Below are 18,999 nucleotides of genomic sequence, written 5' to 3' on the forward strand. Positions count from 1 at the left end.
GGTTAATCTCCAATAATATTTTTTAAGGTTTGTGCCAGTTGTTTCAGTTCGTTCTCGGTATTAAGAGGAGAAAGACTGATACGGATAGACTCTTTTAAACGATGGGAATCAGACCCATAAAAAGCTTCTAGGACATGGCTCGTTTGCACAATACCAGCAGTACAAGCAGAACCGGTAGAAATTGAAATTCCTTCAAGGTCTAACCGGAGCAAGAGCAAATCATTTTTTTGACCAGGGAATCCAATGTTGAAAACATAAGGAAGTTGGTGTTTGCTTTCATTGAGATAGTAGTTGAGACCTGCAATTTCTTCTAGAAAAGCAGATTTGAGTGCACTTAGTTTTTGGTAATGGTCAGCCTGATAATCCAAGTCTTCTTTGAGGGCAGCAACCATACCGACGATGGCAGCAAGATTTTCTGTTCCAGCCCGTTTCTTTTGTTCTTGGTCCCCACCGTGAAGATAGGAATCAAAGTCCACAGACGAAGCGTAAAGAAAGCCGATTCCTTTTGGTCCATGGAATTTATGAGCAGAAGCGCTAAGGAAATCAATTCCTAATTCTTCTGGATGGATAGGGATTTTCCCGATAGCTTGAACAGCATCAACATGATAAGCAGCAGGATGCTCTTTTAAAACACGTCCAATCTCAGCGATAGGTAAGAGACTGCCCGTTTCATTATTAGCATACATGGTGGAAACGAGTATGGTATCGTCACGTAAGGCTTCTTGAATTTGCCCTGCTGTAATCTCTTGATTTACTGGTTGGACGATTGTTGCTTCAAAGCCAAAATGTTGAACTAGATAATCAATGGTTTCAAGGACAGAATGGTGTTCAATAGCTGTCGTGATGATATGTTTTCCACGCTCTTGATGACGGAGACAATAACCAATGATGGCTGTATTGTTACTTTCTGTTCCCCCAGATGTGAAAAAGATTCGTTGTGGCTTGGTTCCAAGTAAGTGAGCCAACTCCTGACGGGCTTCACGGAGCAGTTTGCCAGCATGGCGACCATGACTGTGAATACTTGAAGGATTGCCATGGGTTTCCTGCATGACCTTGGTCATTTCTGCGATAGCTACTGCTGACATTGGAGTAGTGGCAGCATTGTCCAAATAAATCAAAGAATCACCTTATTCCTTTTTATTATATGCAAAGAGTGGGCTAACTGGTTTTCTTTCGTGGATACGGACGATGGCATCACCAATCAATTCGCTAGCAGTAATGTAGCACACATTTTTCGGAGTTCTTTCTTTTGTGGCTACTGAGTCTGTCACAAGGATTTCTTTTATGTTAGTAGCATCAAGAAGGTCAGCAGCACCTTCTACAAAGAGACCATGACTGGATACCGCATAGATTTCAGTTGCACCTTCACGTTCAACGATTTTGGCTGCTTCTGAGAAAGTACGCCCAGTATTTAGGATATCATCAATCAAGATGGCCTTCTTGCCTTCGACATCACCGATGATGTAACCTTGGCTACGCTCTGAATCGTCTTGAGCATAGTCGATGATTGCGATTGGTGCATCTAAATATTCAGCTAAACTGCGGGCACGTTTGACGCCAGAATTCTTTGGACTAACAACAACGACATCTGATCCCAGCAACCCTTTATCGCTGTAGTGTTTAGCAAAGAGAGGAATTGTATAGAGGTTATCTACTGGAATGTCAAAGAAACCTTGAACCTGAACAGCGTGCAAATCAAGAGTTAGAACACGACTTACACCAGCCTTGACAAGCATATTGGCAACCAGTTTTGCAGTGAGGGGTTCGCGAGAAGAAGCGATACGATCCTGACGAGCATAACCAAAGTAAGGAAGGACAACGTTGATACTATGAGCACTTGCACGTACACAAGCATCAACCATGATTAACAACTCCATCAAGTGGTTGCTAACGGGGTAGCTGGTTGATTGGATGATGTAGACATCGTAACCACGGACACTCTCTTCAATGTTGACCTGGATTTCACCATCAGAAAATTGGCGAGAAGATAATTTTCCGAGAGGTACCCCAACCGTTTCTGCGATTTTTTGTGCAATTTCATGATTGGAATTAAGTGCAAAAAGTTTCATGTTGTTTCTATCTGACATTATAGACCGTCCTCTGTAAACTCTAAATATTTTATCTCCATTATTTTACCAGAAAATGGAGATTATTTCAGTAATTTTTCATGCTTTTAATAAAACGAATTAATTTTGAAGGAGCTTTTTGATAAGTGATACTATTTTCTGAAAGAAATTGCTGAAAATCTCGTTTTCCTTTCTCGTGATCAGTGACCTCTAGCTCCAGTTCGTAGTCTGTATGATCAAAGTAGTGACTTTCATCTAGTGCCATTAGACCAATCGACGTTTCCATTTCGTAACGAATAGTTGCAAGACAACCCAGAACAAACCAGTCTTGGCTTTCAATACCAATCTTAGCAAGTTCCTCTAGAACGAGTCCTTGAGGAAGTATTTGTTTTTCTAGGTAAGATTCAGCCTCTGGAAGATTCAGTTTCTGATTGTATTCCATATTTCCTACAATTTGTGGCACCTTCAAGGTCAACTCCGCCCAATCTGAAAAGGTGCGAATGCGCATGGCAACCTTTTTTTCACGCAATTGAAAATCAGGTGTATCAATGTAGTAGTTTTTCTGAAGGACGGGTTGGATATGGGAAAACTGTTCTTTTAAATGATCGTAATCCTCTTTTTTCAGTAGTGTTTTCAGTTCAATTTCTAAATGTTTCATTTTTCTAACCTTTTTTTTATCTTTGAAAGCGATTTATGGTATAATGGACAATGTATTTATTGTATATGATTGTAGTGAAAAAATCAAAAATTTTCAACAACACAATCACATACCAAAAGGGAGAAAATATGACCATAGAATGGGAAGAATTTTTAGATCCTTACATTCAAGCTGTTGGTGAATTGAAGATTAAACTTCGTGGGATTCGCAAACAATATCGTAAACAAAACAAGCATTCTCCGATTGAGTTTGTAACGGGCCGTGTAAAACCGATTGAAAGTATTAAGGAAAAAATGAATCGCAGAGGGATTGGCTACGATACTTTGGAACATGACTTGCAGGATATTGCGGGCTTACGTGTCATGGTGCAGTTCGTCGATGATGTTCAGGAAGTTGTTGCGATTTTACGCAAACGCCATGATATGAGAGTAGTACAGGAACGTGACTACATCACGCATCGGAAGGCTTCGGGTTATCGCTCCTATCATGTGGTGGTAGAGTATACAGTTGACACCATCAGTGGTGTTAAGACGATTCTGGCTGAAATTCAAATCCGGACTTTAGCCATGAATTTTTGGGCTACGATTGAGCATTCGCTCAATTATAAGTATCAGGGGGATTTCCCAGAGGAGATCAAGAAACGCTTGGAGATTACAGCTAGAATTTCCCATCAATTGGATGAAGAAATGGGGAAGATTCGAGATGACATTCAGGAAGCGCAGGCGCTCTTTGATCCTTTGAGTAGAAAACTAAACGACGGTGTAGGAAATAGTGACGATACAGATGAAGAATACAGGTAAGCGAATTGATCTGATTGCAAATAGAAAACCGCAGAGTCAAAAGGTTTTGTATGAGCTGAAAAATCAGTTGAAAAAACATCATTTTATACTCAACGATACCAATCCTGACATCGTCATATCAATTGGTGGGGATGGGATGCTTTTGTCTGCCTTTCACAAGTACGAGAATCAGTTAGATAAAGTTCGATTTATCGGCGTACATACAGGACACTTGGGATTTTACACAGATTACCGCGACTTTGAGCTGGACCAGTTGGTTACCAATCTCCAACTGGATACTGGTGCCAAGGTTTCCTATCCTGTTTTGAATGTCAAGGTAACACTTGAAAACGGAGAAGTTAAGACCTTCCGTGCATTAAACGAAGCCAGCATCCGTCGATCGGATCGCACCATGGTTGCGGATATCATCATTAACCATGTTCCGTTTGAGCGATTTCGAGGAGATGGAGTAACTGTTTCAACGCCGACTGGAAGCACTGCCTATAACAAGTCCTTGGGGGGAGCTGTCTTGCATCCTACTATTGAGGCCTTGCAACTGACTGAAATTGCGAGTCTTAACAACCGAGTCTATCGCACTTTGGGATCATCGATCATTATTCCAAAAAAAGATAAGATTGAACTCTTGCCGACACGCAATGATTACCACACGATATCAGTCGATAACAGCGTTTATTCTTTCCGAAATATAGAACGGATTGAGTACCAAATCGACCATCACAAGATACACTTCGTAGCGACGCCAAGTCACACTAGTTTCTGGAATCGCGTCAAAGATGCCTTCATCGGCGAGGTGGACGAATGAGGTTCGAATTTATCGCAGATGAACATGTCAAGGTTAAAACCTTTCTGAAGAAACACGAGGTTTCTAAAGGACTGTTGGCTAAGATAAAGTTTCGAGGTGGGGCTATCCTAGTCAATGATCAACCTCAGAATGCGACTTATCTCTTAGATGTTGGAGACAGGGTTACCATTGACATTCCGGCAGAGGAAGGCTTTGAAACCCTTGAAGCAATCAACCGTCCTCTAGACATCTTGTATGAGGATGACCACTTTCTGGTTTTGAATAAATCTTATGGAATAGCATCCATTCCCAGTGTCAATCATTCCAATACCATTGCGAATTTTATCAAAGGCTATTATGTCAAGCGGGAATATGAAAATCAGCAGGTTCACATCGTGACTAGGCTTGATAGAGATACATCTGGTTTGATGCTCTTTGCCAAGCACGGCTATGCTCATGCACGTTTAGACAAGCAACTGCAACGAAAGTCTATCGAAAAAAGGTATTTTGCTTTGGTTAAAGGAGCTGGTATTTTGGATCCTGAAGGGGAAATTATTGCCCCGATTGCGCGTGATGAAGACTCCATTATCACGAGACGAGTCGCCAAAGGTGGGAAATACGCTCATACATCTTATAAAGTTGTAGCGTCTTATGGAAAAATTCACCTAGTCGATATTCGCCTGCATACTGGTCGAACTCATCAGATCCGAGTGCATTTTTCCCATATTGGCTTCCCCTTGCTGGGAGATGATCTCTATGGTGGTAGCCTAGAAGACGGTATTCAACGCCAGGCCCTGCATTGCCATTCCTTATCATTTTATCATCCCTTCTTAGGGCGTCAGCTGGAGCTGGAAAGCCCTTTGCCAGATGATTTTAACAATCTTATTATTCAGTTATCAACTAATACTCTTTAAAATCTATTTTGAGTATAATTAATTATCTTAAAGGAGAAACTCATGGAAGTTTTTGAAAGTCTGAAAGCCAGTTTAGTTGGCAAAAATGCTCGTATTGTTCTACCTGAAGGGGAAGAGCCTCGTATCCTTCAAGCGACAAAACGCTTGGTAAAAGAAACAGAAGTTGTTCCTGTTTTACTTGGAAATCCTGCAAAAATTAAAATTTATCTTGAAATCGAAGGGATCACGGATGGTTATGAAGTGATTGATCCCCAACACTATCCTCAATTTGAAGATATGGTGGTTGCACTTGTAGAACGTCGTAAAGGAAAAATGTCAGAAGAAGAAGCGCGCCAGGTCTTGCTAAAAGATGTTAACTACTTTGGTGTTATGCTTGTCTATATGGGCTTGGTAGATGGAATGGTATCAGGTGCTACTCATTCAACCGCTGCAACTGTTCGTCCAGCACTTCAAATCATTAAAACACGACCAAATGTTACACGGACATCGGGTGCCTTTCTTATGGTACGTGGTACAGAACGTTACTTGTTTGGTGACTGTGCCCTCAACATCAATCCAGATGCGGAAGCTTTGGCTGAAATTGCTATCAACTCAGCGATTACTGCAAAAATGTTTGGAATTGAACCCAAAATCGCTATGTTGAGTTATTCTACAAAAGGCTCTGGTTTTGGTGATAGTGTTGACAAGGTGGTTGAAGCAACTAAACTGGCACATGACTTACGTCCTGACCTTGAGATTGATGGAGAATTGCAATTTGACGCAGCCTTTGTCCCAGAAACAGCAGCCCTAAAAGCTCCAGGAAGCAATGTGGCAGGTCAAGCAAATGTCTTCATTTTCCCAGGTATCGAAGCAGGTAATATTGGTTATAAGATAGCTGAACGTCTAGGAGGTTTTGCGGCTGTCGGTCCCGTCTTACAAGGATTGAATAAACCAGTCAACGATCTATCACGTGGATGTAACCCAGATGATGTTTACAAATTGACTCTCATCACAGCAGCTCAGGCGATCAATCAATAAAGAAATGGAGTCTCTTCCTCTCGTAGAAGAGGCTTTTTTAGCGCTAAGAAAAGGACAGTTAGGAGCTTCTATGTTATACTAGATATATGTTAGATTTGAAAGAATACGGTGTTGATATGTGGCCAGAGGAGAAGATTTCCTCTTTCCGCGAGAAACTCCTCAACTGGTACGATGAAAACAAACGGGATTTGCCATGGCGTAGAAGTAAAAATCCTTATCATATCTGGGTTTCTGAAATTATGCTCCAACAGACTAGAGTGGATACAGTCATTCCCTACTATGAACGATTCTTGGACTGGTTTCCAACTGTTAAAAGTTTGGCTCATGCGCCTGAAGAGCGTTTGTTGAAAGCATGGGAGGGGTTGGGTTATTATTCTCGAGTGCGTAATATGCAGGCTGCGGCCCAGCAGATTATGGCTGACTTTGGTGGTCAATTTCCAAACACCTATGAAGGAATTTCCAGTCTGAAAGGGATTGGTCCTTATACTGCGGGAGCAATTTCCAGTATTGCTTTTAATTTACCCGAGCCCGCAGTTGATGGCAATGTCATGCGAGTTTTGTCTCGCTTGTTTGAGGTCAATCATGATATCGGAGTTCCTAGCAATCGTAAAATTTTTCAGGCAATGATGGAAATCTTGATTGATCCAGAACGGCCGGGTGACTTTAACCAAGCTTTGATGGATTTGGGTTCTGACATAGAGGCGCCAGTTAATCCTAGACCAGAAGAAAGCCCTGTTAAGGAATTTAGTGCAGCCTATCAGAATGGAACCATGGATTCTTATCCGATTAAAGAACCCAAGAAAAAACCTCTTCCAATCTATCTCAAGGCCTTGGTTGTGCGCAATGCTCAAGGTCAATATCTACTTGAGAAAAACGAAAGTGAGAAACTGCTAGCTGGTTTTTGGCATTTCCCCTTGATAGAAGTAGAGGAGTTTTCACAGGAAGAGGAACAGCTGAATCTGTTTGCTCAGGTCGCTGAAAAAAGCGTTACTTTCGGTCCAACACCCCAAGAAAGTTTTGAGCAAGATTATGATTTAGAAGTTGATTGGTCCCATCAAGTATTTGATCAAGTTAAGCATGTATTTAGTCATCGGAAATGGCATATTCAAATCCTAGCGGGCCAGGCGATAGACTCAAAACAGTTTTCTGACAGAGAAATTCGCTGGGTTTCTCCTCAGGAATTTTCTGATTATCCATTTGCTAAACCTCAACAAAAGATTTGGCAGGCTTATAAAACACTTCTTGAAGATGAAGGCTGGAATTAGCCATTTGTGCCTTCTTTACATTTTTTTGTTATAATAGATAAAGAAAAGGTGAACATATGAAAAAAATATTAGTTGTAGATGATGAGAAACCAATCTCAGATATTATTAAGTTCAATATGACCAAAGAAGGCTATGAGGTTGTAACGGCCTTTAACGGTAGAGAAGCTATTGAGCTATTTGAGGCAGAGCAACCAGATATTATTATTCTAGACTTGATGCTACCTGAAATTGATGGTTTAGAAGTAGCCAAAGCCATTCGTAAGACGAGTAGTGTGCCTATCATTATGCTCTCAGCCAAGGATAGTGAGTTTGACAAGGTTATCGGTTTAGAACTTGGGGCAGATGATTATGTCACAAAGCCTTTCTCAAACCGTGAATTGCAGGCGCGTGTCAAGGCTTTACTCCGTCGTACAGATCTCGCTTCAGTGGATAGTCAAGAAACTGATGAAAAGAAATCCCAACCCCTACAGATTGGCGATTTGGAAATTCTGCCGGACGCTTACGTAGCCAAAAAATATGGTGAGGAACTGGAATTGACCCACCGCGAGTTTGAGCTCTTGTACCACTTGGCTTCCCATATTGGACAAGTCATTACTCGTGAACACTTGCTTGAGACTGTCTGGGGCTATGATTATTTTGGTGATGTTCGTACAGTGGATGTGACTATCCGACGTTTACGTGAAAAAATTGAAGACACTCCAAGCCGTCCAGAATACATCCTAACACGTCGTGGTGTGGGTTACTATATGAGAAATAATGATTGAAGATATTAGACAAACGATTCTGACCAGTGATTTTATCTTTATTTTGATTTTGCTGGGCTTTATCTTGGTGGTCACCTTGCTATTGCTAGAAAATCGCCGTGATAATATTCGTCTAAAGCAGATTAATCAAAAGGTCAAGGATTTGATTGCAGGGGATTATTCTCGAGTTTTGGATATGCAGGGAAGTTCTGAAATTACCAACATCACCAATAATCTCAATGATTTGTCTGAGGTCATTCGTTTAACGCAGGAGAATTTGGAGCAAGAAACAAAAAGGCTTAACAGTATTCTTTCTTATATGACAGATGGAGTTCTTGCGACCAATCGCCGTGGTCAGATTACTATGATTAACGATATGGCTAAGAAACAGCTGGGTATCATAAAAGAAGAAGCATTGAACAAAAGCATTCTAGAATTGCTTAAGATAGAGGAAGAGTATGAACTGCGTGACCTCATTACACAGATTCCCGAATTGATGATTGATTCCCAAAATGCTAATGGAGAATATCTTAGCCTTCGTGTGCGTTTTGCACTCATTCGTCGTGAGTCTGGATTCATCTCTGGTTTGGTTGCCGTTTTGCACGATACGACTGAACAGGAGAAGGAAGAGCGTGAACGGAGACTCTTCGTGTCCAATGTTAGCCATGAGTTGAGGACTCCTTTGACCAGTGTTAAATCTTATCTTGAAGCCTTGGACGAGGGAGCCTTGTATGATCCTGTTGCTCCTGATTTTATCAAGGTTTCGCTTGATGAAACCAACCGTATGATGCGGATGGTGACAGATCTCTTGCATCTCTCTCGTATTGATAATGCGACTACTCGGTTGGATGTGGAATTGATTAATTTTACAGCCTTCATCACCTTTATCCTCAACCGCTTTGATAAGATGAGGAGCCAGGATGAAGAGAAAAAATATGAGCTGGTTAGAGATTATCCTATCAATTCTGTTTGGATCGAGATTGATACCGATAAGATGACCCAGGTGATTGATAATATTCTCAACAATGCTATCAAGTACTCACCAGATGGTGGGAAAATTACTGTCAGCATGAAAACGACTGAAGACCAGATGATTTTATCTATCAAAGACCAAGGTCTAGGTATTCCAAAGCAAGATTTGCCGAAGATTTTTGACCGCTTTTATCGTGTGGATCGTGCAAGAAGTCGTGCACAAGGTGGAACTGGTCTAGGTCTGGCTATTGCCAAGGAAATTATCAAACAACATAATGGCTTTATTTGGGCCAAAAGTGAATACGGTAAGGGGTCAACCTTTACCATCGTGCTCCCTTATGATAAGGATGCCGTAAAAGAAGAAGTCTGGGAGGATGAAGTAGAAGACTAGAATGAGTGAAATAGGCTTTAAATACAGTATTTTAGCATCAGGTTCCAGTGGAAATTCCTTTTATCTGGAAACCCCAAAAAAGAAAATATTAGTGGATGCAGGCTTGTCTGGTAAGAAAATTACCAGCTTGCTAGCTGAAATCAATCGCAAACCTGAAGATCTGGATGCGATTTTAATTACGCATGAGCACTCAGACCATATCCACGGAGTCGGTGTCTTGGCTCGCAAATTTGGCATGGACCTTTACGCTAATGAAAAAACCTGGCAAGCTATGGAAAATAGCAAGTACCTCGGAAAGGTGGATTCTTCGCAGAAGCATATCTTTGAGATGGGCAAAACAAAAACCTTTGGCGATATCGATATTGAGAGTTTTGGTGTTAGCCATGATGCAGTCGCACCGCAGTTCTATCGCTTTATGAAGGATGATAAGAGTTTTGTCATGCTGACCGATACAGGTTATGTTAGTGACCGTATGGCTGGAATTGTCGAGAATGCTGACGGTTACCTCATTGAGTCCAACCATGATGTGGAGATCTTGCGAGCAGGTTCTTATGCTTGGCGACTCAAACAGCGAATCTTATCTGATCTTGGTCACCTCTCTAACGAAGACGGTGCTGAGGCCATGATTCGTGCAATGGGAAATCGGACCAAGAAAATCTACCTTGGACATTTGTCTAAGGAGAACAATATCAAAGAACTGGCTCATATGACCATGGTCAATCAGTTAGCACAAGCTGATTTGGGTGTAGGAGTAGACTTTAAGGTTTACGATACCTCTCCCGATACTGCAACACCATTGACAGATATATAAAAAAGAAGGCGAGCGCCTTCTTTTGTTTTGTTTAGTTATTATTTTGTACTCCAAACACCATTTAAAATATGATATAATAAGGTTTATAGTACGAGAAAGGTTGCCTTATGACGATAGATATTAGTGAAGAACAGTTGGCTATGGAGTCTGCTGACTTATTAAAAATTCTGTTAAAAGATCGAACGACCAAGAAAAATATTGTTTGGGCGACTCATTCTTATGAATTATTAGGAAAGGGATTTGCTCCAAGCGATCGCATCACTCCAAGTAGGGTGACGGGAACCTATGCAAACTTGATTCAACCCCGATCAGAAAAGTCTAAGTATGAGCAGAAAGACCGAACCAAGATTAGAGCCGAAGTCTTTACGCCAACTTGGTTAGTTGAAAAGCAAAATGGCTACGTGGAAGCTGAACTTGAAGCCCTGAATCTTGAAGCTTATATCCAAGTGCGCTGGCTAGAAATCACCTGTGGTGAAGCACCTTATATGGTAACGCGTTATGATACAGTGACTGGTGAGGAAATTCCATTATCTGAGCGAGTTGGTTTTGTTGATAGAAAATTGCAGCGCATTAGTCGTGAGGTTTCGGACGAAGCTACCTTTTATGAACTTGTAAAAAAAGCTTTTCGAGCTTCTTATGGCTATGAGTATCAAGGAGATTCTCTGCTTTTGGCGCGTGAAAATCTTTTAGCAACATTTGAGGACTACTATCTTGCAAAGACTGGAAATCAACCGACCTTAGAGCAAAAGAAAGAAATTGCGACTATTATCTCCTACAATGTCTTTCAAATGGATGGATTGAATAAAATCAGTCCTTACTCAGCTACACAAGAGCAATCTCAACAGCTAAGCTTGTTTTCAGATGAGCTAGAAGTTCAAGAAGTAGAAGAATCTAAAACCCAAATCAAAGACTGGAAAAAGAATAAAATGATAGGTTTTGAGCGCCTATCTAGTGAGGAAAGTGAAATGAAATTTGATGTCGTGATAGGAAATCCGCCGTATCAGATAGATAGTGGAACATCTGCTCGTGATGATGCTATTTATAATTTATTTTATGACTCAGCTGAAGAGATTTCAAAAAAATATCTACTTATTACCCCTGCTCGTTTTCTATTTAATGCAGGATCTACTCCAAAAAAATGGAATAAGAAAATGCTTGAAGACGAAAAATTAAAGGTTGTTTTCTATGAGCAAGACTCATCAAAAGTATTTCCGGGTGTTGGTATTTCTGGAGGTGTTGTAATTCTATATAGGAATGAAGATAAAATTTCTGGGCCTATAGGCTCCTTTACCAGCCATCCGGAGCTAAATAGTATTTCAAAGAAAGTAGAAAGTAACACTTCATCAACTTTGAATAATATTATTTCAGGTAGAGGTATCTATAGATTAACAGAAAAAGCACATTTGGATTTTCCGCAGATTGAAAGTATACAATCAAAGGGACATAAAAATGATATTGGTACAGGTGCATTTGATAAGTTTACCGACATAATTTTCTTTGATTCAATTAATGAAAAGAAAGAAAATTATACTAAGGTATATGGTAGATATCAAAACAATCGAGTGTATAGATATATACAAAGTGATTATATAAACAAACCTTTAGGTCATGAGAGTTGGAGAGTTATACTACCAAAAGCGTATGGAACTGGCATTGCGAATAATAACACTTCTGTAATTTTGATAGGAGAACCATTTGTTATAGAACCTCTTTCAGCTTTTACTGAAACATACATTTCGATTGGTCAGTTTAGTAGTCAAGAGGAAGCATTAAACTGTTTAAAATATATAAAGAGTAAATTCGCTAGAGTATTACTCGCGGTTTTAAAAGTTACTCAGGATAATACACGTGATAAGTGGGCTAAAGTCCCTCTCCAAGACTTTACGGTCAATTCGGACATTGATTGGAGACAATCGGTGGCTGATATTGACCGTCAGCTCTATCAAAAATATGAGCTTTCTCCAGAGGAAATTGCCTTTATTGAGACTCATGTAAGGGAAATGGATTAGAAAAGTATTTTTATTTGACAAATTATGCTCAGTGATCTATAATAGACACATAGGATTAGGTCAGGAAGCATACGATGCCCTGACCCTTTTTTGTTTTATAGGAGATAAGTTTGAAGGAACATAAAACATTTAATCAACAGTTAACAATCTTAAGAAATAGGGGTGTTGTAGTCCCAACAAATGGGAAGCCAAAGAGATTTTTAGAACAAGAAAACTATTACAACGTTATAAACGGTTATAAAGATTTATTTTTAGTAAAGGGCAGCAATAATCAACCTGTTGAACCTGAAATTTATCAAGAAGGAACTCACTTTAACGAACTAAAGGCCTTGTTTTTATTTGATAGAGAACTGAGGATATTATTATTGAAATATTTATTGATATTCGAAAATTCTATAAAGACTACAGTTGCATATGAATTCTCTAAAAAATACCCTCGTAAGAATGCTTATTTAGATATTGCAAATTTTGTAGACAATGATCCTAAAAAAGTTCTTCAACAAATCTCTATCTTAACCAAGACGATTCATGATAAGGTAGATAGAAGTGGCGCTATCAAACATTATATTGAAGAACACGGAGAAGTACCACTTTGGGTTTTAGTTAATTTTCTTACAATGGGGAACATTGCTAATTTTTACAACATTTTAACGGATAGCACAAAAAATATTATCGCAAAATTTTATACAGATAAATATAGAACACAGAATAAAGACAATACATTTAGACTATCTAGTGCAGATTTAAGTGCATGTTTGAAAGTGGCTAACTTGGTTAGAAATATCTGTGCACATGATGAACGACTGTACAATGTTAATTTAAGAAATGTTCGAATATCTCAAATAGCAAATCATTTTGGGATAAGAAGATATGATAATAAACGTTTCATAGTGCTCATTTTATTTTTAAAAATTGTACTTGATAAGAAAGATTTTCAAAGATTGTATAAAGCTTTAAGAAATCTGTTCAATCAGTATGCTGATGAATTTAAAACTGTAGTGTTTGATGATATTTTAAACACGATGGGAATAGATTTAACAGAAATGGAAAAATTAGCTTAATTTTTTAAAAAAGGAATACTTATGCCAGTAGAAATTAAAACCTCAAAAGAAATTCATCCTAAAATCTATGCCTACACCACTCCGACAGTAACAAGTAATGAGGGATGGATTAAGATTGGTTATACAGAGCGTGATGTCACGCAACGGATTAAAGAACAAACGCATACTGCTCATATAGATACAGATGTCTTATGGACTGGGGATGCAGCCTATACGGAAGAACCTGATAAGGGAAAAACTTTTAAGGACCATGATTTCCACCATTTCCTTTCTTTCCATGATGTGGAACGTCGTCCTAAGACGGAATGGTTTTACTTTAATGGGACACCTGAGAAATCTAAAAATCTTTTTGATAAGTTTGTTCAGCATGATTTGTCAGGTTATCAGCCTGGTCAAGGACAGGACTATACTCTGCGACAAGAGCAAGAAGAAGCAGTTTCTAAAACCTTAGCTTATTTCAAGAATCATCTAGGAGGTAAGTTCCTCTGGAATGCCAAGCCACGTTTTGGTAAAACCTTATCTACCTATGACTTAGCTTGTCGAATGGATGCTGTCAATGTCCTAATCGTAACCAACAGACCTGCAATAGCTAACTCATGGTATGATGATTTTGAAAAATTCATAGCAGGTCAAACGACTTACAAGTTTGTTTCAGAATCAGACAGTCTTAAAAATCGGCCAACCTTGTCACGAAAAGAATTTGTTGATATTTTAGATGACGATGTAAGACAACTTGCTTTTATCAGTCTCCAAGACTTGAAAGGCTCTGCTTATCTTGGTGGAGAGCACAATAAACTTAAATGGGTAACTGATCTACATTGGGATTTGCTAGTTATCGATGAAGCTCACGAAGGAGTAGATACCTTCAAGACAGATCAGGCCTTTAATAAAATCCGTCGAAACTTTACCTTGCATCTATCAGGAACTCCATTTAAGGCATTAGCTAAGGGAGAGTTTACTGAGGAGCAGATCTACAACTGGTCTTATGCGGATGAGCAGGCAGCTAAAACTACTTGGTCGCCTGAGCAAGAAGAGGAGAATCCATATGAGAGCTTGCCTCAGTTAAATCTCTTTACCTATCAAATGTCTCAGATGATTGGAGAAGAGCTAGAAAAAGGTGCTCAACTCGATGGAGAGAATATCGACTATGCTTTTGACTTGAGTGAGTTCTTCGCTACAGATGATAAAGGGAAATTTATCCATGAGCAAGATGTCAGAAACTGGTTAGATACTCTATCAAGCAATGAAAAGTATCCATTTTCAACCAAAGAACTTCGGAACGAACTCAAGCATACTTTTTGGCTCTTAGAACGTGTGGCTTCAGCTAAGGCTTTAAAGGCACTGCTAGAGGAACATCCCATCTATGAAAACTATGATATTGTTTTAGCTGCTGGTGACGGGCGCATGTCCGAGGAAGATGATAAGGTCAAACTCAAATCTTTAGACTTGGTTAGAAAAGCGATAGCAGAGAATGACAAAACCATTACCCTATCCGTCGGTCAATTGACGACAGGTGTGACGATCCCTGAATGGACAGGCGTATTGATGTTATCAAACTTAAAATCACCCGCCATTTATATGCAAGCTGCCTTCCGTGCTCAAAATCCATACTCATGGAGCGATAACAAAGGAAATCACTTCCGAAAAGAAAGAGCCTATGTATTTGACTTTGCACCAGAAAGAACCCTGATTCTCTTTGATGAGTTTGCGAACAACTTATCACTTGCAACTGCAGGAGGTGGTGGAACTTCCGCAACTCGCGAAGAAAACATCAGAGAACTCTTAAATTTCTTCCCTGTGATAGCAGAAGACCGTGCTGGTAAGATGGTTGAAATTGATGCTAAGGCAGTTCTGACTATACCGCGTCAGATAAAAGCTAGGGAAGTCCTCAAACGAGGTTTTATGTCCAATCTCTTATTTGATAATATCAGCGGCATTTTCCAAGCTAGTCAAACAGTTCTAGACATCTTAAATGAACTACCAGTTGAAAAGGAAGGCAAGTTACAAACACCTTCTGATTTACTAGACTTTTCAGGTGTTAAAGTGGATGATGAGGGGAATGCAGTAGTTGATCATGAAATTGTGGTCAATCAACAAGCACGACTTTTTGGTGAAAAAGTTTATGGGCTTGGTGAGTCTGTTGCTGAGTTAGTCACAAAAGATGAGGAAAGAACTCAAAAACAGCTGGTCAATGACTTGAGTAAGACCGTTTCTTCAGTAATTGTAGAGGAATTGAAGGCTGGATATGATCTGAAAACTCGGGAAACAGACCAGATCAAGAAACAAATCGTGGCAACATTTGAGAACGAAGTTCGAAAAAATGAGATAGAACGTAAAATTTCTGAAGCTCATATCAAGGAAGAATTCCAACAACAGCTCAAGGAAGAAAATGATAAAGAGCAAAAAGATAAGATTCAAGAAGTTCTTGAAAAACGTTTAGAAGAAAATAATCTCATTCATAAAGAAAAACTAGAACAAACACTCAAAAAAGAAGTGGAAAGAATGCCCGAGAAGTTTATAGAACAGGTTGAGATAAAACGTGTGGAACAGTTGAAACAATCAGCCCAAGATGAGATTCGGGACCATCTTCGAGGATTTGCACGAACAATTCCAAGTTTCATCATGGCCTACGGTGATCAATCTCTAACACTTGATAATTTTGACACCTTTGTTCCTGAGCATGTCTTCTTTGAAGTGACTGGTATAACGATTGACCAATTTCGTTATTTGAGAGATGGTGGGCAGGATTTTGCAGGACATCTCTTTGATAGAGCAACATTTGATGAAGCCATCCAAGAATTTCTTCGCAAGAAAGAGGAGTTGGCAGATTATTTTAAAGATCAAAAAGAAGATATTTTCGACTATATTCCACCACAAAAAACCAACCAGATTTTCACTCCTAAACGGGTAGTGAAGAGAATGGTAGATGATCTTGAGAAAGAAAACCCAGGAATCTTCGATGACCCATCTAAGACATTTATTGATTTGTACATGAAGTCAGGTCTCTATATTGCAGAACTTGTTAAGCGACTATATAACAGCAATGGCTTGAAAGAAGCCTTTCCAAATCCTGAAGACCGCTTAAAACATATCCTAGAAAATCAAGTTTATGGATTCGCGCCTTCAGAGATTATCTATAACATTTCGACGAATTTTATCTTTGGAAATCTCTCTCAAGATATTAGTAGAAGGAACTTTGTTTTAGAAGATACCATCCCTGCTGCCAAAGAAGGTAGAATTCAGGAATTGGTTGATAGATATTTTGAATACAATTAAAAAAGAAGGCGAGTGCCTTCTTTTGTTGTCTTTTACAATCCAGCGAATTCTCTGATTTCTTGTGCGGACATTGAAGAGTCGCAACGGACATTAATTTGACCATCTGCAATGTGGACAAAACCTGGTACAGTTGGAATTCCATAACGTGAACGGAAATCTTGCAAGGCTTCCAATTGGCTTGGTTCTTCACTGTTGATGAAGTAGATGTGTGCTTTGGTTTCAGCTACGACACCTGCCAATGTGCCAGCAAATTTACGGCAGTAAGGGCAAGTTTTACGACCGATGAAGAAGGTTGCAGTTTCTTTCTTATCGAGTGCTTCTTGGGCGCGCGCAACTGTAGTCACTTCAAGGTCTTTAATATCTTCTAAAAACTGATTCATAAGAATACCTCTCTTTTTTTGATAAAACTAGTATGCCACAAAGTTTCTAAAATTGCTCGAATTTGATACGAAAAAAAGATGAGATTGGTTTATCTCATCCTTTAGCTTGCTTATTTTACAAAGGCATTGATTTCTGCTTCGATGTTGGCAATCTTAGCCTGTGAATCTTCGTTGCTTTCACCCACAACGGCAATATAGAACTTAATTTTGGGTTCAGTACCAGAAGGGCGAACTGCAATCCAAGAACCGTCAGCAAGTGTGTATTTCAAAACATCACTTGGAGGAGTTGTTAAGTTTGTAACAGTACCGTCAGCAGCAGTAGAAGTTTGCGCTTTGAAGTCTTCTACAACTGTAATTGTTGTAGCGTTAAATTCTTTGGGACCATTGTCACGGAATTTAGCCATGATGGCTTTGATTTGTTCAGCACCGTCTACACCTGAAAGAGTTACGGAGATAGTCTTTTCAGCATAGTAACCGTACTCTTTGTAGATTTCTTCGATACCATCAGCAAGTGTCAAACCACGTGAACGATAGTAGGCAGCAAGCTCAGCAACGACAAGAACGGCTTGGATCGCGTCTTTATCACGTACGAATGGTTTGATCAAGTAACCAAAGCTTTCTTCAAATCCCATCATGTAAGTGTGATTGTGTTTTTCTTCAAATTCTTGGATTTTCTCTGCGATGAATTTGAAACCAGTCAAAACGTTGAACATGGTTGCGCCGTAGCTTTCAGCAATCTTCGTTACCAAGTCAGTTGATACGATAGACTTGCAGAGAGCAGCATTTTCAGGAAGAGTACCAGCATTTTTGTGGGCTTCCAAGATGTATTTTGCCATGATGGCACCGATTTGGTTACCTGAAAGGTTGAGGTAGCTACCATCTTTTTGAAGAACTTCGACACCGACACGGTCAGCGTCAGGGTCAGTTGCGACAAGCACATCAGCACCAACTTGACGACCAAGTTCTTCAGCAAGTGCAAAGGCTGCTTGGTTTTCTGGGTTAGGAGACTTAACAGTTGAGAAGTCAGGGTCAGCAGTTGCTTGCGCTTCAACAACTTGAACAGAGTCAAATCCTGCTTGAGCAAGAGCGCGACGGGCCAACATTTCACCAGTACCATGAAGTGGTGTGTAGACAATCTTCATGTCTTTACCAAATTCTTCGATCAAGGCTGGGTTGATGTTAACATCTTTGACTTCTTTAAGGTATTCTACATCGACAGCTTCACCAATGACTTCAATCAAGCCAGAAGTTTTTTCAGCTTCCACATCAGCAACTTCAACTGCGAATGGATTTTCGATTGCACGGATGTAAGTCGTCAAAGCATCTGCATCGTGAGGAGGCATTTGTCCACCGTCTTCACCGTAAACCTTGTAACCGTTAAATGGAGCAGGGTTGTGACTGGCAGTAATCATGATACCTGCGAAACAGTTGAGGTGACGAACAGCGAATGAAAGTTCTGGAGTTGGACGGAGGCTTTCAAATACGTAAGATTTGATACCATGTTTTGCAAGAACTGCCGCAGATTCAAAGGCAAACTCAGGTGAGAAGTGACGACTATCGTAGGCAATTGCCACACCACGATCTTTTTCATTGCCACCTTTTGACTCAATCAATCGAGCCAAACCTTCAGTTGCTTGACGAACAACATAGATATTGATACGGTTAGTACCCGCACCGATTAAACCACGCATACCAGCAGTACCAAATTCAAGATTGGTATAGAAGGCATCTTCCTTTGTTTTTTCATCCATATTTTCCAAATCTTGACGAAGGTAGTCTGGAAGGTCAGCAAAATCGACCCATTTTTGATAATTTTCTTGGTAAGTCATAAAGTGTCTCCTTTTTTGTAAATTCT

Annotated in this window: 16 protein-coding genes; 11 read left to right on the forward strand and 5 right to left on the reverse strand. The window is 39.8% G+C overall.

Features of this window, described 5'->3' with window-relative positions; translation table 11 throughout:
• Window positions 1-2: 2 nt before the first annotated feature.
• From HF881_RS00815 to HF881_RS00825, 3 genes are all read right to left on the reverse strand, one after another.
• The gene (locus HF881_RS00815; RefSeq protein ID WP_169446050.1) at window positions 3-1,118 is read right to left on the reverse strand and encodes a cysteine desulfurase family protein; all 1,116 of its coding nucleotides are present in this window, start codon (window positions 1,116-1,118) and stop codon (window positions 3-5) included.
• Window positions 1,119-1,127: 9 nt separating this feature from the next.
• The gene (locus tag HF881_RS00820; RefSeq protein WP_001283842.1) at window positions 1,128-2,087 is read right to left on the reverse strand and encodes a ribose-phosphate diphosphokinase; all 960 of its coding nucleotides are present in this window, start codon (window positions 2,085-2,087) and stop codon (window positions 1,128-1,130) included.
• Window positions 2,088-2,154: 67 nt separating this feature from the next.
• Window positions 2,155-2,724, reverse strand: coding sequence for a CYTH domain-containing protein (locus tag HF881_RS00825; protein WP_125425438.1), 570 nt, complete (start codon window positions 2,722-2,724; stop codon window positions 2,155-2,157).
• Window positions 2,725-2,852: 128 nt separating this feature from the next.
• Between HF881_RS00825 and HF881_RS00830 the strand changes: the two genes are divergently transcribed.
• The 11 genes from HF881_RS00830 (at window position 2,853) to HF881_RS00880 (ending at window position 16,764) form a co-directional block, all read left to right on the forward strand.
• Complete coding sequence (locus HF881_RS00830) at window positions 2,853-3,524, forward strand: GTP pyrophosphokinase family protein (protein ID WP_000151563.1); 672 nt, start codon at window positions 2,853-2,855, stop codon at window positions 3,522-3,524.
• A complete protein-coding gene (locus HF881_RS00835) occupies window positions 3,508-4,326 on the forward strand; it encodes an NAD kinase (protein ID WP_084976276.1) in 819 nt (272 codons plus the stop codon). The genes HF881_RS00830 and HF881_RS00835 overlap by 17 nt, the downstream gene beginning before the upstream one ends.
• The gene (locus HF881_RS00840; RefSeq protein WP_169446051.1) at window positions 4,323-5,219 is read left to right on the forward strand and encodes an RluA family pseudouridine synthase; all 897 of its coding nucleotides are present in this window, start codon (window positions 4,323-4,325) and stop codon (window positions 5,217-5,219) included. The genes HF881_RS00835 and HF881_RS00840 overlap by 4 nt, the downstream gene beginning before the upstream one ends.
• Before the next feature lie 42 nt (window positions 5,220-5,261).
• Entirely contained in the window at window positions 5,262-6,236 is a 975-nt protein-coding gene (pta, locus tag HF881_RS00845) for a phosphate acetyltransferase (RefSeq protein WP_169446052.1), read from the forward strand.
• 86 nt (window positions 6,237-6,322) lie between these two features.
• On the forward strand, window positions 6,323-7,501 hold the full coding sequence (gene mutY, locus HF881_RS00850; protein WP_169446053.1) for an A/G-specific adenine glycosylase: 1,179 nt from the start codon (window positions 6,323-6,325) through the stop codon (window positions 7,499-7,501).
• Between the two features lie 56 nt (window positions 7,502-7,557).
• Window positions 7,558-8,265, forward strand: a complete 708-nt coding sequence (gene yycF, locus HF881_RS00855) for a response regulator YycF (RefSeq protein ID WP_000723164.1) — start codon at window positions 7,558-7,560, stop codon at window positions 8,263-8,265.
• Entirely contained in the window at window positions 8,258-9,607 is a 1,350-nt protein-coding gene (gene vicK / locus HF881_RS00860; RefSeq protein WP_169446054.1) for a cell wall metabolism sensor histidine kinase VicK, read from the forward strand. The genes yycF and vicK overlap by 8 nt, the downstream gene beginning before the upstream one ends.
• A 1-nt stretch (window position 9,608) precedes the next feature.
• Complete coding sequence (locus HF881_RS00865; protein WP_169446055.1) at window positions 9,609-10,418, forward strand: MBL fold metallo-hydrolase; 810 nt, start codon at window positions 9,609-9,611, stop codon at window positions 10,416-10,418.
• Window positions 10,419-10,525: 107 nt separating this feature from the next.
• Window positions 10,526-12,427, forward strand: a complete 1,902-nt coding sequence (locus tag HF881_RS00870) for an Eco57I restriction-modification methylase domain-containing protein (RefSeq protein ID WP_169446056.1) — start codon at window positions 10,526-10,528, stop codon at window positions 12,425-12,427.
• A gap of 110 nt (window positions 12,428-12,537) precedes the next feature.
• Window positions 12,538-13,488: an Abi family protein gene (locus HF881_RS00875; protein ID WP_169446057.1), complete on the forward strand. Its 951-nt coding sequence runs from the start codon at window positions 12,538-12,540 to the stop codon at window positions 13,486-13,488.
• A gap of 21 nt (window positions 13,489-13,509) precedes the next feature.
• Complete coding sequence (locus tag HF881_RS00880) at window positions 13,510-16,764, forward strand: DEAD/DEAH box helicase family protein (RefSeq protein ID WP_169446058.1); 3,255 nt, start codon at window positions 13,510-13,512, stop codon at window positions 16,762-16,764.
• A gap of 32 nt (window positions 16,765-16,796) precedes the next feature.
• On the opposite strand, the gene HF881_RS00885 is transcribed toward HF881_RS00880, so the two are convergent.
• Both HF881_RS00885 and HF881_RS00890 read right to left on the reverse strand, forming a co-directional pair.
• Window positions 16,797-17,144 (reverse strand): PedC/BrcD family bacteriocin maturation disulfide isomerase, encoded by a 348-nt coding sequence (locus HF881_RS00885; protein ID WP_169446059.1) that lies wholly within the window; start codon window positions 17,142-17,144, stop codon window positions 16,797-16,799.
• A gap of 110 nt (window positions 17,145-17,254) precedes the next feature.
• Window positions 17,255-18,973 carry a phospho-sugar mutase gene (locus HF881_RS00890; protein WP_169446060.1) on the reverse strand — a complete coding sequence of 573 codons (1,719 nt, stop codon included), beginning with the start codon at window positions 18,971-18,973 and terminating at the stop codon, window positions 17,255-17,257.
• Window positions 18,974-18,999 lie beyond the last annotated feature (26 nt).

It is taken from the genome of Streptococcus sp. WB01_FAA12 (assembly GCF_012843315.1).
GTDB lineage: Bacteria > Bacillota > Bacilli > Lactobacillales > Streptococcaceae > Streptococcus.